This window comes from Adlercreutzia sp. CNCM I-6215 (assembly GCF_977072315.1).
Genome location: NZ_CDRVMA010000008.1, coordinates 45104 through 60863, shown reverse-complemented (window position 1 = coordinate 60863; position 15760 = coordinate 45104). Strand labels below are relative to the sequence as shown.

The window sequence follows — 15760 nt, the reverse complement described above, 5'->3', positions numbered from 1 at the left end:
AAACGCGACATCATGGAAGCCTGTATGAAAGGAATTCATACAGGCTCGTTTTCTTTTTTGCGAGGGGAAGCGGCTCCGGAAGATACGCCTCGCGAAGAGAAAGAAGGTCCATCATGGCCAACAAACCCACGACCCACCCCGCTGTCGGCTCCTCCACGGTGCGCCCGGCCAAGGCGCCCACGGCCCAGAAGACCATGGCGAACACGAACCGCTGGTCCACCCGCGTGCTCGTGACCATCGCGCTCCTGTGCGCCATCTCGGTGCTCCTGTCCTTCGTCGAGTTCCCGCTGCTGCCCGGCGTGGCATGGCTGTCCTACGACGCCTCCATCATGCCCGCGGCGGTCTGCGGCTTCGCCTTTGGCCCGGCGGCGGGTCTCGCCTGCGGCATCATCTCGGTGGTGGCCCACGGCATCCTCTTCGCCGACTTCACCGGCGCCCTCATGAACCTGCTCGTGGTCATCGGCTTCATCCCGCCCTCGGCGCTCGTGTACAAGAAGATTCACACCCTGAAGGGCGCCATCATCGGTCTGGTGCTCGGCATCGTGTTCGCCGTCATCATGGCCGTGCTTGGCAACCTCGTGGTCACCCCGGCATGGCTCGGCGTGCCGCTCGATGCCGTCGTGGCCATGATCGTGCCCATCCTCATCCCGTTCAACCTGTTGAAGGGCCTTTTGAACGCCATCCTGACGCTTATCGTCTACAAGGCCATCTCGAACCTCATCACCCCGAAGAAAGACCAGGTTAAGGGCCGCTAATGAGCACCGATGTCTTCGTCGACTTCCGCGATGCCGCCTTCACCTACGACGGCGAGGCCTTCGTCTTCCGCCACTTGAACCTGACGGTGCCTCAGGGGCAGTTTCTGTGCCTGCTCGGTGGCAACGGCTCGGGGAAGTCCACCCTGGCCAAGCACATCAACGCGCTGCTTCTGCCCGACGAGGGCGAGGTGGTCGTGTTCGGCTGCGACACCCGCGACGCAGAGCAGACCTACTTCATCCGCTCCAACGCCGGGCTCGTCTTCCAGAACCCCGACGACCAGCTGGTGGCGAGCCTCATCGAGAACGACGTCGCCTTCGGCCCGGAGAACCTCGGTATCCCGAACCCCGAGCTGCGCGAGCGGGTGACCCGAGCGCTCGCCGAGGTGGGCCTGCAGGGCTTCGAGGCCCACGAGACCAATGCGCTTTCCGGCGGCCAGAAACAGCGCGTGGCCATCGCCGGGGTGCTCGCTATGGACCCGGCCATCCTCATCCTGGACGAGGCCACGGCCATGCTCGACCCGCGCGGGCGCGCCGGGCTCATGCGCGTTGTGCGCGAGCTGCACGAGCGCGGCATGACCGTCGTGATGATCACCCACTTCATGGAGGAGGCGGCCGCAGCCGATCGCGTGGTGGTGCTCGACGGCGGCGAGGTTCGCATGGACGGCGCCCCGGAAGAGGTGCTCGTGCGCGCCGACGAGCTGCGCTCGCTTTCCCTGGAGGTGCCCTTCGCCTGCCGCCTTTCGCTCGAGCTGCAGGCCGCGGGCGTTCCCGTTTCCACCTGCATCACCGACGACACCCTGAAGGAGGAGCTATGCGCCTTGCGTTCGAAGATGTGAGCTACTCCTACGAGGGCGGCGAGGCGAAGAAGAGGCGCGGCCGCCGCAAGAAGGACGCCGCCCGCCAGGCCGATTGGGGCAACGCGCCCGATGCCGTGTGGGCCCTGCGCGATGTGACCTTCACGGTGGAGCCGGGGGAGTTCTTCGGCGTCGCGGGGCACACCGGCAGCGGAAAATCCACGCTCATCCAGCATATGAACGGGCTCGTGCATCCCACGTGCGGCCGTGTTCTGGCCGATGGGCGCGACTTGGCGGAAAAGGGCGTCGCCACCGAAGTGCGCCGCCAGGTGGGACTCGTGTTCCAGTATCCCGAGAACCAGCTGTTCGCCAACACCGTCTACGACGACGTAGCCTTCGGGCCGCGCAACATGGGGCTTGGCGCCGAGGAAGTCGACCGCCGCGTGCGGGAGGGCCTGGCCCTGGTGGGGCTGTCTTTCGACGAGCTTGCCGAGCGCAGCCCCTTCGATCTGTCCGGCGGGCAGCAGCGCCGCGTGGCCTTCGCCGGCGTGCTCGCCATGGAGCCGGAGGTGCTCGTGCTCGACGAGCCGGTGGCCGGCCTCGACCCGCTCTCCCGCGAGGAGTTCCTGGGGCTCATCCGCGAGCTGCACGCCGGCGGCCGCACCATCGTCATGGTGTCCCACTCCATGGAGGACTTGGCGGCCTTAAGCGACCGCATCCTCGTGCTGTCCGAGGGGCGCCTGTTCCGCCTGGGCACGCCGGCCGAGGTGTTCGCCGATGCGGCGGCGCTGAAGGCCGTGGGCCTCGGCGCACCGGCGCCCGAGGCTTTCGCCGCCTCCCTGCGCGAGGTCGGCTTTACGTTGGGGCGCGACCTCTACGACGAGCGCACCCTGGCCGCCGATATCGCCGCCCAACTTGCGGGCACCCCGGTGGCCTCCGCGCCCGATGCGGCGGTCGGCTTCGCGGCGTTGCGGGCTGCCGACGCCGTCATCGAGGGTGGTGGCGACGATGCCTGATCGCGCCATCATCGGCCAGTACTGGCCCGAGGACTCGCTCGTTCACGCCATGGATCCCCGGGTGAAGTTCATCCTGTCCTTCGTGCTCATGGCGGCGGTGTTCTGCGCGGCGACGCCCCTCTCGCTCGCGGTGGCGGCCCTGTTCGTCGTGGGCTTCTACGCCGCGAGCCGCATCCCGCTGCTCCAGGCCATCCGGGCTATTGGCCCCTTGCTCGTGCTCGTAGTGCTGACGGCGCTCCTGAACGTGCTCTTCGTTCAGGGCGGCCACGTCTACTTCGAGTTCGGCATCATCTGCATCAGCGAGAAGGGCCTGCAGTCGGCCGTCTTCATCGGCTGTCGCCTGCTGCTTCTGCTCATGGGGATGAGCCTGCTCACCCTGACGACCGCGACCCTCGACATCACGGCGGCCTTCGAGCGTCTGATGGCACCGCTTTCGTGCATCGGCGTTCCCGCCCACGAGCTGGGCATGATTCTCGGCATCGCGCTGCGCTTTTTGCCGCAGTTCATGACCGAGCTCGGCATCATCTACCGCGCCCAGAAAAGTCGCGGCGCCCACTTCAACGCGAATCCCTTCCGTGGCGGCATCCAGTCGCTTACGGCTCTGCTCATCCCGCTGTTCACGAGCGCCTTCCGCCACGCCGAGACCCTGAGCGCCGCCATGGAGGCCCGCTGCTACCATGGCGGCGTCGGCACCACCCGCCTGGAACCTCTGCGCCTCACTTGGCGCGACGCCGTGGGCACCGCCGCCCTCCTCCTGATGATCGCCGCCGTCATCGCCACCAACTACATTCCGCTTTCGTTTTGAGTTGAGTAGCGTGGGGCTGGAGGCGGTGGTGCCGCGCGCAGTTCATTCAATGGCAAGAGGAGAACGATATGGCCCTCATCGAGCAATGCCATTGAATGCTGTTTGAGCACGGCACCACCGCCTCCAGCCCCACGCGGACAAGCCACATTCCCGAGAAAGGACCCCGAAATGACCGGAAACGAGCTTATCGTCGACTACCTCACGAGCGTCCCCGCCTGGTACCTCGCCACGGTGGAGGATACCCTGGAGGGCGCCCAGCCCCACGTGCGCCCCTTCAGCTTCGCCGCGCTGCAAGACGGCGAGATCCAGTTCTGCACTGCCACCACCAAGGACTGCTACCGCGAAATGCAGGCCAACCCCCGCGTGGAGCTGACCGCCTGGAAGCCCGGCCGCGGTTGGATCATCCTGCGGGGCCGCGCGAACCTGGAAGACCGCGCCAACGCGACCGTGCGTGAGGAAGGCTTCAAACACATGGTCGCCCTCGGCGAGGCCTGGGACGACCCGGCAGACCCGCGCCTCACCTTCTTCACCATCGACGACGCCGAGGCGTGGCTGTGCGATATCGACGGCTCCTGGAACCCCATTGAGCTGTAGAGGTTTTGCCCATCACTTTGTTGACATTCGGCGCATTGCGCGCGGAAGGCCCCTCGATGCAGTACAATCGCACCCATGATTGAACTTCTCACAACCATCGACTCTATCGTGTGGGGCCCGGCGATGATCGCGCTGTTGCTCGGCACGCATATCTATCTGACGTTCCGCACGGGGTTCATCCAGCGCAAGCTGCCGCAGGCCATCCGTATGTCGGTGCGCCGCGACCCGTCAGGCAAGGGGGACATCTCCAGCTTCGGGGCGCTCGCCACGGCGCTCGCCGCCACCATCGGCACCGGCTCCATCGTCGGCGTGGCCACGGCGCTCCTCGCCGGCGGCCCCGGCGCCATCTTCTGGATGTGGATCGCGGGACTGTTCGGCATCGCCACCAAGTACGTCGAGACCTACGCGGCCGTGAAGTACCGCGTTCGCGACAAAACTGGCGCCATGCTGGGCGGCGCCATGTTCGTGTGGAAGCGCGCCTTCGCGCGGCCGGACGGCAGCGTGCCGTGGTGGGCGACGCTGGGCGCCGTGTCCTTCGCCGCTTTCGCCGTCATCGCCACCATCGGGACTGGTTCGGCGGTGCAGGCGGCGGCCATCTCCGGCATCGTCACCTCGTCGGTGCCCGCCATTCCGGCCGTGGCCGTGGGCGTTGTGATCGTCGTGGCCGTGGCGGCCGTTATCTTCGGCGGCGTGAACTCTATCGCGCGGGTGTGCGAGTGGCTCGTGCCCATCATGGCCGGCGCTTACGCGCTCGGTTGCCTGGTCATCATGGGCATGAACGCCCCGGTGCTCGGCGAGGCCGTCGGGCTTATTCTGGAATGCGCCTTCACGCCGAAGGCGGCTTTCGGCGGCGCGGTGGGTTCCGGCATGGTGATGGCCCTGCAGTTCGGCTGCGCGCGCGGCCTGTTCTCCAACGAGTCGGGACTGGGCACCGCCCCCATTGTGGCGGCGGCGGCCAAGACGAAGAACCCCGCCGACCAGGCGCTCATCTCCATGACCGGCGCGTTTTGGTCCACGGGCGTCATCTGCCTGCTCACGGGGCTCGTACTCGTGTCCACCATGATCGTGCACCCGGAGATCGGCGCGGACATCCTGGCCAACCCCTCCATCTTCACCGGGGCGGCCTTGGCCAGTGCAGCCTTCGCCGAGATCCCCGTGTTCGGCACGCCGGTGCTCGTGCTCGGTATGTGCGCGTTCGCCTACTCCACCATCCTCGGCTGGTCCTATTACGGCAATCGCTGCGTGGCCTATCTGTTCGGCCCCAAGGGCATCAAGCCGTACCAGGTGATCTACGTGGCCGTGGCCTTCTTCGGCGCCATCGGGGTGGGGGACGTGGTGTGGACCATCTCCGACATCGGCAACGCGTTGATGGCCATTCCCAACATCATCGTCATTCTGCTGCTTTCGGGCATGATCGCCCGTGAGACCAAGCACTACGTCTACGACGGGCACCTCGACGAGGAGTATGCCGAGCCCGTGCCCCGCGTGGACAAGGCGCAGCTGTAAGAAGGTGTCGCCCAGGCCGATCGCTTCCTCTGGCGGCCCGCACCGCCCGGCCCGGTGCTGCTGCAGCCGCCGCTTACGGGGAATTCTTCCATTGTTAACAAAGACGCTCAACTTCTCCCTCTATAATGCGGCTACTTTAGCACGTTAAAGTGCGAAGGCCCGATGAGCGCGCCTTGCCTCGCCGGGACCGCCGCGCCGAGCCGCTGGCTTTAAAGTCCCGCCGCATGCTGCGCTCGCTGAGAGGAGAACCGCTACATGGACATGATTGTTGACGTCATCAACAGCATCGACGCCTTCGTTTGGGGGCCGCCGATGCTCGTGCTGCTTCTGGGGTCGCACATCTTTCTGACGTTCCGCACCGGCTTCATCCAGCGCAAGCTGCCCACGGCCATCAAGCTGTCGGTCACCAAAGATCCGGACGCCCCCGGCGACATCAGCCAGTTCGGCGCCTTGTGCACGGCTCTTTCCGCCACTATCGGCACCGGCAACATCGTCGGCGTGGGCACGGCCATCATCGCGGGCGGCCCGGGCGCGGTGTTCTGGATGTGGATCACCGGCGTGTTCGGCATCGCCACGAAGTACTCCGAGACCTTCGCTGCCGTTAAGTACCGCGTGAAGGATCACAACGGCGACATGCTCGGCGGCGCCATGTACGCGTGGAAGCGCGGCTTCACTGACAAGAACGGCAACACGCCCTGGTGGGCGCTGCTCGGCGCCGGGGCTTTTGCCCTGTTCGCGGCCATCGCGTCCTTCGGCATCGGCTCGGCCGTGCAGTCCTCCGCCATGACCGAGGTCATCTCCACGAATCTGCCCGGCGTGCCTGCCTGGGGCATCGGATTGGCCATCGTCATCATGGTGTCGGTCGTCATCTTCGGCGGCGTGAAGGTCATCTCGAACGTGTGCGAGAAGCTCGTGCCCTTCATGGCCATCGCCTACATCTGGGGCTGCGTTGTCATCCTCGGCATGAACTGGGAGCTCGTCTGGCCCGCGTTCTGCCTCATCGTGGAGAGCGCCTTCACCGCCAAGGCGGCCTTCGGCGGCGCGCTGGGGTCCGGCCTCATGCTGGCCCTGCAGTTCGGCTGCGCGCGCGGCCTGTTCTCCAACGAGTCGGGCCTCGGCTCCGCGCCCATCGTGGCCTCGGCGGCCGCGACCCGCAACCCGGCCCGTCAGGCGCTCGTCTCCATGACCGGCACCTTCTGGGACACGGTCATCATCTGCCTGCTCACCGGTCTCGTGCTCGTGTCCACGATGCTCGGCAACGCCGATTTGCAGTCCGAGATCATGGCCGGCAACATCACCGCCGGTGCGGCGCTGTCCTCCGCGGCCTTCGCGAGCATTCCCTACATCGGCACGCCCATTCTCATCTTCGGCATGATTCTGTTCGCCTACTCCACCATCCTGGGTTGGTCCTACTACGGCAACCGCTGCGTCACCTACCTGTTCGGCAAGCGCGCCATCCGCCCCTACCAGGTGCTCTACGTGGTGGTGGCCTTCCTCGGCGCCATCGGCGTGGGCGAGGTGGTCTGGACGGTCTCCGACATCACCAACGCTCTTATGGCCATCCCGAACATCATCATGGTGCTGCTGCTCTCCGGGCTCATCGCGAAGGAGACGAAGCATTACGTCTACGAGGGCAACCTCGACGAGCGCGACGAGGCTCCCATTCCGCAGCTGGACAGCAAGTAAGTTCTAGTGACATAGTGTGTCATGAGCGAGCGCCCTGCCATGCGGGGCGCTCGTGTTAGAATGGCCAGATGGCCGACGGGCCGTAAGTCCTGAGCGCCAGGCGGTGCCTTCTTTTGCGAAAGGAGGTGAATCGCTTGGACGTCTTCGTTTTCGTCGTGCGCCTGGCGACTGCGGTCGTCGGGTTGCTGAGGGAGGCGGTTGCGTTCTCCGAGACGCTCAGGAGGGGCCGACATAGGAAGGACCGCTAGCGCCAACTAGCGGTCCCGACTAAACGACGGTGCCGCCTGCATCCACCTCAGGCTGGTCCGTTGGTCGTATTCTAGCATATATTGCATTGGGAAGCGAGCGGATGGAAGCAGCATGGGCGAAGCGAAGACGATTGCAGTCATAGGCGGCGGGGCCTCGGGGCTGGCTTCGGCCGTGGCGGCCGGGGAGGCTCTACGGGATTTGGAAGGTGCCGGAGGTGCGGCCGGTGAGGTCGTAGAAGGTGACGCAGGCGCGGCGCGGGTCGTGGTGTATGAGGCCTCCGACCGCGTGGGACGCTCCATTCTGGCCACGGGCAACGGGCGCTGCAACTTCTCGAACGCGCGGCCCGACGAGGGTGATTATCGCAACGCCGCGTTCGTCAGGCGCGCGCTTTTCGAGTTCGAATGCCGGGCGAGCCGCTATGTGCTGTCCCAGGCCAAGACGAGCACCGCTTATCCGAACGGTGTGCTCGGCTTCTTCTCCGATCACGGGCTGATGTGGCGCGAGGAAGGGGAGGGGCGGCTGTACCCCTTGGCTAACAAGGCCGCATCAGTGCTCGATTGCCTGAGAGCGGCCTGCGCTGCGGCGGGGGTGGAAGAGCGCGTGGAATGCGAGGTCGTGGCCGTGGAGCCGCCGCGCGCCGAGGGCGCCCCGTTCACGCTGCGCTTGGCCGACGGGCGCTTCGAGCGGGCCGGTGTGGTTATCGTGGCCGTGGGAGGCACCGTCGCGCGCGAGCTTTTGCCCAAGGGCCTTTTCTTCCGCGAGCCGGAGCCGACGCTGGGGCCGTTGGCCACCGATCCGCGCATGCCGCGTCGCCTCGACAACATCCGCGTGCGCGGGGCGCTCGAGCTGTGGCGCCCCGGCGAGAAGATGACGCCCCAAGAGCTCAACCGCCACGGCTTCCCGATGGGCACCCACGAAGGCGAGCGCTTGGCGTCCCGCGAGGTGGGCGAGGTGATGTTCCGCAAGTACGGCGTCTCGGGCATCGCCGCCTTCAACCTGAGTCGCCTGGCCGAGCCCGGCGACGTGCTCGCCGTGGATTTCGTGCCCTGGGTGCGCCTGTGCGACATGGAGGCGTTCCTCAACCGGCGCCGCAAGATGCTGCGCGCCTCGCTCGGGCACGATGTGACGTGGGGCGATATGCTGCGCGGCATGGTGCTCGCGCCGGTGGCTGATGTGCTGTTGGAAGCGGCGGCGCTGGACAGGGCGCGTCCCGTGGCGAAGGGGGAGACGACCGTCATGGCGCCGGTGCTGAAGGGTCTGCGCCTGCCCGTGACGGGGCTCGGCGACGTGCGGCAGTGCCAGGTGCACCGCGGGGGCGTGAGCGTCCGGGCGGTGGACGACCGCACCTGCGAGGTGCGCCGCGTGCCGGGGCTCTACGTTGTTGGCGAGGCGCTGGACGTGGATGCGGCGTGCGGTGGCTTCAACCTGCATTGGGCTTGGGCCTCGGGGCTGCTCGCCGGCTGGTCGGCAGCTGAAAGGTTACGCGCATGATTCAGGCTTCCAATGTTCCGGTTTCTCTTGATGCTCTCCTGCCAAAAAACGAATCGCTCTTCCGCCGAGAAATCGCGCGGGCGCTCGGGGTGAAGGGGGGTGCGCTTGTTGAGGTGAAGCTGCTGAAGCGGTCGATCGATGCTCGGAAGAAGTCGAACGTGCATGGCGTCGTGACCGTGGCGGTTGAGCTCGCGGAGGGTGCTGCGCCGCGACCGGCGAAGAGTGTGGCGGTGAAGGCCTACGAGCCCCCTGAGCCTCTTTTGATACCGCACGTGGAACCGACTGGGCTGCGGCCCGTCGTGGTCGGGGCGGGGCCGGCGGGGCTGTTCTGCGCGCTGTATCTGGCGCGGGCTGGGTTGCGTCCGCTGGTGGTGGAGCGGGGCGCTTCCGTGGACGAGCGCGTGGAGATCGTCGAGGCCTTCAACGCCGGCGCGCCGCTCGATACGCGCACGAACATCCAGTTCGGCGAGGGCGGGGCGGGCACATTCTCAGACGGCAAGCTGAACACCGGTATCAAGTCGCCCCATATCCGCCATGTGCTGGAGGCCTTCGTGGAAGCCGGCGCCCCGGAGGACATTCTCGTGGACGCCAAGCCGCACATTGGCACCGACCTGCTCGTCGGCGTCGTGCGCAACCTGCGTCGGGCCATCGAGGAGGCGGGGGGAGAGGTACGGTTCCTTACGCGCCTCGACGGCCTTGTGCTTGAGGGCGGAGCTGCTGATCGTCCGGGCGTCGCTGATGCTGTGGATGAGGTTGGCGGCGAAGATGGCGAAGCGCGCGTCACTGCCGTTCGCCTCGTCGATGAGCGCACGGGAGCGGCGGAAGTCTTCGCCACCGATTGCGTCGTGCTGGCCTGCGGGCACTCCGCGCGTGACACCTTCCAAATGGTTTGCGAGGCCGGGGCGGACATGGCCCGCAAGCCCTTCGCCGTGGGCGTGCGCATTGAACATCCCCAGGCTCTCGTGAACGAGGCCCAGTACGGGCCAGCCGCTGGTCATGCGGCCCTCGGGGCGGCCGACTACAAGCTGGCGGTGAAGACCGACGACGGCCGGGGCGTCTACAGTTTCTGCATGTGTCCGGGCGGGGAGGTGGTGGCGGCCGCCAGCGAGGAGGGGCTGCTCTGCGTGAACGGCATGAGCCGCCACGCCCGCGCCGGGACCAATGCTAACGCGGCGCTGCTCGTGGAGGTGCGCCCCGACGATTTGCCCGGCGACGACCCCCTGGAAGGGGTCGCCTTCCAGCGTCAGCTGGAACGGGATGCCTACCTTCTCGGGCGCGGGTTGATGGCTGACGACGCGGAAGGTGCCGACGCTTCTTCGGAATCTGTCGGCGCACTTTGCCCGCCGTATACCGCCCCAGCCCAGACCGTCGGCGGCTTCCTCGCGAAAGCCGCGGACGTTCCGAGTGCCACGGTGGCGCCCACCTACCCGCGTGGCGTGGCCTGGCGCGACCTACGCGATTGCCTGCCACCGTTTGTGGCCGACGCCCTCGCCGAGGCGCTGCCGACCCTGAACCGCAAGCTGCATGGCTTCTCCGATGCCGGTGCTGTCATGACTGCCGTAGAGGCCCGCAGCTCGAGCCCCGTGCGCATCGTCCGCGACGACCGCTTTCAGTCGAATATCGGCGGCCTGTACCCTTGCGGCGAGGGCGCGGGCTACGCCGGCGGCATCACGAGCGCCGCCGTGGACGGCCTGCGCGTCGCCGAGGCCATCGTGACCGAACGGCTTTCAGAAACCGCAGCGCCCGTGATCTGCGAGGGGATCGCGTCGGCGCAACCAGTATCTGGCGAAACTGCTTTCTGCGAGAAGGAGGGCCGATGAGCAACTGCCCCTTCGATGGCGCCTGCTGTCCGCTCTCGCTCGGCGAGGCCGCCTGTGCCCTGGCCGCCGGCGAGGCTGTCGTCTTTCCGACGGACACCGTTTTCGGCTTGGGTGTCTCCGTGAAGGCGGCCGCAGGCCCCCGTCTCCTCTACGACCTGAAGCACCGTGACGCTGGCAAACCCGTGGCGTGGCTCGTGGAAGGCCCCGAGACGCTGGACGTTTACGGCAGGGATGTTCCCGCCTACGCCCGGCGCCTCGCCGAGACCTTCTGGCCCGGTGCCCTCACCTTGGTGGTGCGCGCGTCGGCGGCCGTTCCCGCTGCCTTCCGGTCGCCCGCGGGTACTATCGGGCTGCGCATGCCCGACAGCGAGGCGGCTCTCGCCCTCATCCGTGCCGTCGGCTGTCCCTTGGCCGTCACCTCGGCCAACCTCTCGGGAGCGCCCGATACGGCCCGGATCGAAGATCTCGATGGGGCTCTCATGGCGCGCACCGCCGGTGTGTACCTTCCCGATGATCTCCCGCCGTACTCGATCGCGTCCGGCGTCGCCGAAGCAGCTGAAGCTGTCGAAGCTGGCGAAGCAGCCGAGGGCGCCGCCGCGCTCATGTCGTCGAGCGCTCGCGTCCGCGCCGACGTCGCGGCAGGAACCGCCGGCGATTCTGATGCCCCTTCTGCGGGCATCGCCTCCACCGTGCTCGACTGCACTGGCGACGTCCCCCGTGTCCTGCGCGCGGGCGCCCTCACCTTGGAAGATATGAAAGGATGCCTCTCATGAGCGCCGCAAACGATGCCTTCGCGACCACTGGCCGCACCGAATTCTCCTTCGATTCCGCCGACGGAAAAAGCCAAGTCCGCGCCGTGCTCTGGGTGCCCCTGGCCATGGAGCGGGCCGATGCGGCTGCCGGCGAGCCGTCGCTTGGCTGCTTCAAGCCGCGCGGCGTCGTGCAGCTCGTCCACGGCATGGCCGAGCATATCGACCGTTACGATGATTTCGCCCGTTTCCTCGCCGACGCAGGCTACCTTGTGGCCGGTCACGACCATATCGGCCACGGGGACACGGCCGCCGCGCCCGAATGCCGCGGCGTGATCGGTGCCGAGGGCGGTGCCGACGCCATGATCGACGACGTGGAACAGCTGCGCCTGCTCGTCTCCCAGCAGGTGGCGCCTGGCACGCCGTACTTCATCTTCGGGCATTCCATGGGCTCGCTCGTGCTGCGCAGCTATCTGCCGCGCTACGGGCAGGGCCTTGCCGGCGCTGTCATCTGCGGCACGGCCAACGAGGCCACCGCCGTCTCCCGCGCCGGCAACCTGGCTGCCCGGGCTATCGCGGCCGTGCGAGGCGACGGCTACCGCAGCGGCCTTCTGCACGCGCTCGCCGACGGCGCCTACAGCCGCGCCATCAAGGACGCCCGCACCCCCTTCGACTGGCTTTCCCGCGACCCGGCCGTGCCCGACACGTTTATGGCCGATGAGGCTTGCGGCTTCATGTTCGGTGCCGGCGCCTACGCCACCCTAACCGAGCTGGCCTGGCGCGCCGCCGCGCCGGCGACCTTGGCCGCCACGCCCCACGACTTGCCCCTGCTCTACGTGGCCGGCGACGCCGACCCCGTCGGCAAATGCGGCCGCGCTGTCGCTGCCGCCGCCGAGTCCATGGAGGCCGCCGGCGCCGAGGACCTCACCTTGCGCCTGTTTCCCGGCATGCGCCATGAAATTCTCAACGAATTCGGCAAAGAAGAAGTCTACGATTTCATCCTGAACTGGATAAACCTACACGAATAGGCCAAAGTGCAACTCGACAATCTCGTCGAGCTGCACTTTGATGTCCTCGAAGGGCGTATCGAGATCAAGCGTCTTCACGCTAATCTGGTTCCCGCTCATTCTGTAAACGCCATCTGGCTGTATTTCCTCGTCGGTTTGCGCGTACAGCAACATCCCCGACACCTCGTGGGGCACGTCGGCGCGTGCGAGTTCCGCCTCCTTATTTTTCACATAGGTGAAAATCTGGTATAGATTGTGCGAATGGACGCTATGCGTGTTGTACTGATGCTGCGTAGCATGCGAGTAATATTTCGCGTCGATGATGAGCGTCGTGTGGCCGAGTGAGAGCACAACGTCGCTCTTCATGACAGGCAGCATATCGTCGAAGTCGTCGTCAAGCGTCCAGCTGATGTGAGGAGCGCCAACATGTAGCTTGGGATGCTCGCGCTTGAAGTATTCTAGGATGAACCGTTCATACAATCGGCTCATGCGCTGTTCGTCTAGAAAGTTCATGAGTTTGGTTGATCCGTCTTCTTGGGTCTGCAGCAGCCCTTTGGCAATGAGCCAGCACACATTTATCAGCATGCGGTAGGTCTGGTTATTTCGATTGAAGCGCATCTGCCAGTTCGCGGTTGCCAGATCGATGTCGCTCACGTCGTCGAAGTATGCGAGCAGTCGCTTGATCTCCCGCTTGCGCTCTTTGCTTAGGTTCGAGCGTACCAGCAGCATCATCGTTGCCTTGAGGATGCGATTCATGGGTGTGTCGATTGAGAACTCGTCGTAGCTGCACACCATTTGTCGTCGCAGTACGGATCTTGTTTTCACCGAATCGGTAATCTCGAATTTTCCTCGTAAAGTCGAGAGTGCATCGGTATGGTCTATGTACTCCCGTCCGAGGCCGCGTTTGACTTGAGAGTTTGTGCCGCGTATCAAAATAGCAGCGCAGAGCTCCGCCGCGTTGTCGAACTCTTCGGTAGCCATCTCGCGATACCCTTGCTCGCACAGCACCTGGAAGGCGTAGGCGAGCATATGATAGATGTTCTGGATGCGGATCATTTGATGGACTTGCGCAGAGCGTCGGTCCACTCGCGAACCTTCGATGGCTCGTCGAACCAGTACTCGCGCAGCATTGGTGCAAGTTCGTATTCCACGATGGCCGAGAGTTTTGCGTCTGTTACGTCGGCAGCTTTCATGCCGCAGAAATAGCTATGCCCGATGCAAAAGCCATCGCCCAAAGTGTCATCGTCGGAGATGGCGGCGTTCAGCTTTACTGTGCATGCGAGAAGGTTGTTAAGCTTCGGGTTGCCCAGGCTATCGCGGTAGGCAATGAACCCCTTGGAATCGAATCCAGGACGCAGGTCGAAAAATGCGAACCGTCGACGTAGCGCATAATCGAGCATTGCGAGCGAGCGGTCAGCGGTATTCATCATGCCGATGAGATACACATTGCTTGGCACGTAGAAGCGTTCGCGTGAATAGAGTAGCTGCAACTTGTTATTGGGCCCTCGCTTGTCGTTCTCGATGAGCATGAAGAGCTCGCCGAAGATCTTCGATAAGTTGCCTCGGTTGATCTCGTCGACGATGAAGAAGTAATCATTGTCGGTATCGTCTTGCGCCTTCTTGCAGAACGTGTAGAAGCTTCCCTTGATGAGGTCGAAGCCCGATGCGGAAGGACGAAAGCCTTCGATGAAATCCTCGTAGCTATAACTTTGATGGAACTGCACCATCATCACGCGATCGCGATCTTTTGCGCCCATCATCGAATAGGCCAAGCGCTTTGCAACGAAAGTTTTTCCCACGCCGGGAGCGCCTTGCAAGATGATGTTCTTTTTTGAACGAAGCACACCGACGAGCGTGTCGTAAGTTTCCTCGTCCATGTATGCCTCGGAGAGGAATTGCTCGCGGTCGTAAGGGAGGTCTGCGGGGAGCGTCCCCCCGAGGGTTTCCTCGGCATCCTCCTCGAAATAGCCGTTTACCTTCTCCACGAAGTCGGTATAGTCGGTGACGTCAGTGAGGGTCTTCATCGCGAACTGGTCGTCATGGGTCCAGTGACCCTTGTGGGTCCACTTTACTTCGCGTAGGTTGGGGTAGTGGCCAGCATCCGCATCGTATGCGTAGCCCCCTACAACCACTCCGCGACCAAGGATTTCCGTACGCCCCCGCTTAACAAAGACGATATCGCCAGGTTTGATGTCGTGGGTAAACTGCCACACTGCGTGTGCCGAGTTTTTCTGCGAGGTTTCATTACCACGTATCTGCTGAAGAGCGAGCCTCATGTCTTCTTTGGTCGAATACTCGCGCAGGTCGCCGAGTTCGTGCCAACCGAGGCCCATGACGCCACGGGTGTAGAAGTCCTCCCACATGCTTGCGCCTTCGCCGGGTGCATAGAGCCAATAATGGACGACTTCCACCCCCGCGTCGCCAAGTGCGTTCTCCTCTGCTTCTTGTTCAGCGGCCTTGGCTGCTGCCTTTCTCTCTCTATTGACTCGTTCCGATTCGATAAATGCCGCATTAGAGAGTGAAGGAAAGCCATTGTATGGGCAGTCGGCGCTGTTAAGCTCTGCTCGGATAGTGTCACAGATGGCAAGATAATGTTTGCCATCGTGAATAGGCGCGTCTTTTTCTTTTGGCATGATGCTTGCTATAGGGACACCGGCCTTTGCGGTATCGCCCATGAACCACCTATTGCGCGAGTCTAGATTGATGAACGCGAGCGGTCTGGCCCAATAAAGCCCCATAGTGAGTTTCCAGCCCAGGCCGAACTGCCCAACTGTTTTATCGAAGGCGGCCGCAAAGGCATTGCGATTTTCGGGGTTGTCTGCGTCAGCTAGAGCAAGTTCCGCTTCGAACAAATCCCAGAGATTGTCGATATCGGATTCGCCGCGCCTGCTGTCCCCAATGAAAGCGTAGAAGGTGGCATTCAAGTTGTTGAGCAAGGGGGTTCCAGCGAAATCGTTTGGTAGTTCAGCGGTGATGCAGAATACGTCTGCGAGAGCGGCAACGATCTTTCGTCTGTTCTGACTTGAGATACCTTTGTTGAAGAGTCCGAATATCGTAAAGGGGTCAATATCGTTAGGGACGCCGCCGTCATCAAGCTTAGGAAGCTTCGTGTCGATGCTCTCGTACATCGCTTGCAGCTTGTCGATCAAGGCAGCGCGGTCGTTCTTGTAAGGCAATAGCTTGTTTGCCAGCTCGGTGTAAAAAGGAACCCATGTGTAGAGTTCTTCCGCCATGTAATCGCCTCTCTAGCCGATCTCTTTTTCCGTTATCGTATCATACCGTGCGCCA

General features: G+C 64.2%; 13 protein-coding genes. 11 read left to right on the top strand and 2 right to left on the bottom strand.

Annotated elements, in window-relative coordinates:
* The first annotated feature begins 113 nt into the window (after positions 1-113).
* The 11 genes from ACW4LP_RS07570 (at position 114) to ACW4LP_RS07520 (ending at position 12493) form a co-directional block, all read left to right on the top strand.
* The gene (locus ACW4LP_RS07570) at positions 114-755 is read left to right on the top strand and encodes an ECF transporter S component (RefSeq protein WP_455803687.1); all 642 of its coding nucleotides are present in this window, start codon (positions 114-116) and stop codon (positions 753-755) included.
* Positions 755-1591 (top strand): energy-coupling factor transporter ATPase, encoded by an 837-nt coding sequence (locus ACW4LP_RS07565; RefSeq protein WP_173113560.1) that lies wholly within the window; start codon positions 755-757, stop codon positions 1589-1591. The genes ACW4LP_RS07570 and ACW4LP_RS07565 overlap by 1 nt, the downstream gene beginning before the upstream one ends.
* Positions 1567-2565 carry an energy-coupling factor transporter ATPase gene (locus ACW4LP_RS07560; protein WP_455803686.1) on the top strand — a complete coding sequence of 333 codons (999 nt, stop codon included), beginning with the start codon at positions 1567-1569 and terminating at the stop codon, positions 2563-2565. Before ACW4LP_RS07565 ends, ACW4LP_RS07560 begins: the two co-directional genes overlap by 25 nt.
* Entirely contained in the window at positions 2558-3370 is an 813-nt protein-coding gene (locus ACW4LP_RS07555) for an energy-coupling factor transporter transmembrane component T family protein (RefSeq protein ID WP_455803685.1), read from the top strand. The genes ACW4LP_RS07560 and ACW4LP_RS07555 overlap by 8 nt, the downstream gene beginning before the upstream one ends.
* 168 nt (positions 3371-3538) lie before the next feature.
* Positions 3539-3964 (top strand): pyridoxamine 5'-phosphate oxidase family protein, encoded by a 426-nt coding sequence (locus ACW4LP_RS07550; RefSeq protein WP_455803684.1) that lies wholly within the window; start codon positions 3539-3541, stop codon positions 3962-3964.
* A 75-nt stretch (positions 3965-4039) separates the two neighbouring features.
* A complete protein-coding gene (locus ACW4LP_RS07545) occupies positions 4040-5470 on the top strand; it encodes an alanine/glycine:cation symporter family protein (protein ID WP_117283479.1) in 1431 nt (476 codons plus the stop codon).
* A gap of 255 nt (positions 5471-5725) precedes the next feature.
* On the top strand, positions 5726-7156 hold the full coding sequence (locus tag ACW4LP_RS07540) for an alanine/glycine:cation symporter family protein (RefSeq protein WP_022739583.1): 1431 nt from the start codon (positions 5726-5728) through the stop codon (positions 7154-7156).
* Between the two features lie 360 nt (positions 7157-7516).
* Positions 7517-8896 carry an NAD(P)/FAD-dependent oxidoreductase gene (locus ACW4LP_RS07535; RefSeq protein WP_455803683.1) on the top strand — a complete coding sequence of 460 codons (1380 nt, stop codon included), beginning with the start codon at positions 7517-7519 and terminating at the stop codon, positions 8894-8896.
* 113 nt (positions 8897-9009) lie between these two features.
* Complete coding sequence (locus ACW4LP_RS07530; RefSeq protein ID WP_455803682.1) at positions 9010-10716, top strand: FAD-dependent protein; 1707 nt, start codon at positions 9010-9012, stop codon at positions 10714-10716.
* A complete protein-coding gene (locus ACW4LP_RS07525; RefSeq protein ID WP_455803681.1) occupies positions 10713-11489 on the top strand; it encodes an L-threonylcarbamoyladenylate synthase in 777 nt (258 codons plus the stop codon). The genes ACW4LP_RS07530 and ACW4LP_RS07525 overlap by 4 nt, the downstream gene beginning before the upstream one ends.
* Positions 11486-12493, top strand: coding sequence for an alpha/beta fold hydrolase (locus ACW4LP_RS07520; RefSeq protein WP_455803680.1), 1008 nt, complete (start codon positions 11486-11488; stop codon positions 12491-12493). Before ACW4LP_RS07525 ends, ACW4LP_RS07520 begins: the two co-directional genes overlap by 4 nt.
* Here ACW4LP_RS07520 and mcrC read toward each other — a convergent pair.
* Positions 12482-13558, bottom strand: coding sequence for a 5-methylcytosine-specific restriction endonuclease system specificity protein McrC (mcrC, locus tag ACW4LP_RS07515; protein ID WP_455803679.1), 1077 nt, complete (start codon positions 13556-13558; stop codon positions 12482-12484). The two genes, ACW4LP_RS07520 and mcrC, sit on opposite strands and share 12 nt — an antisense overlap.
* Positions 13525-15705, bottom strand: a complete 2181-nt coding sequence (locus ACW4LP_RS07510) for an AAA family ATPase (RefSeq protein ID WP_022739589.1) — start codon at positions 15703-15705, stop codon at positions 13525-13527. The genes mcrC and ACW4LP_RS07510 overlap by 34 nt, the downstream gene beginning before the upstream one ends.
* Between the last annotated feature and the right edge of the window lie 55 nt (positions 15706-15760).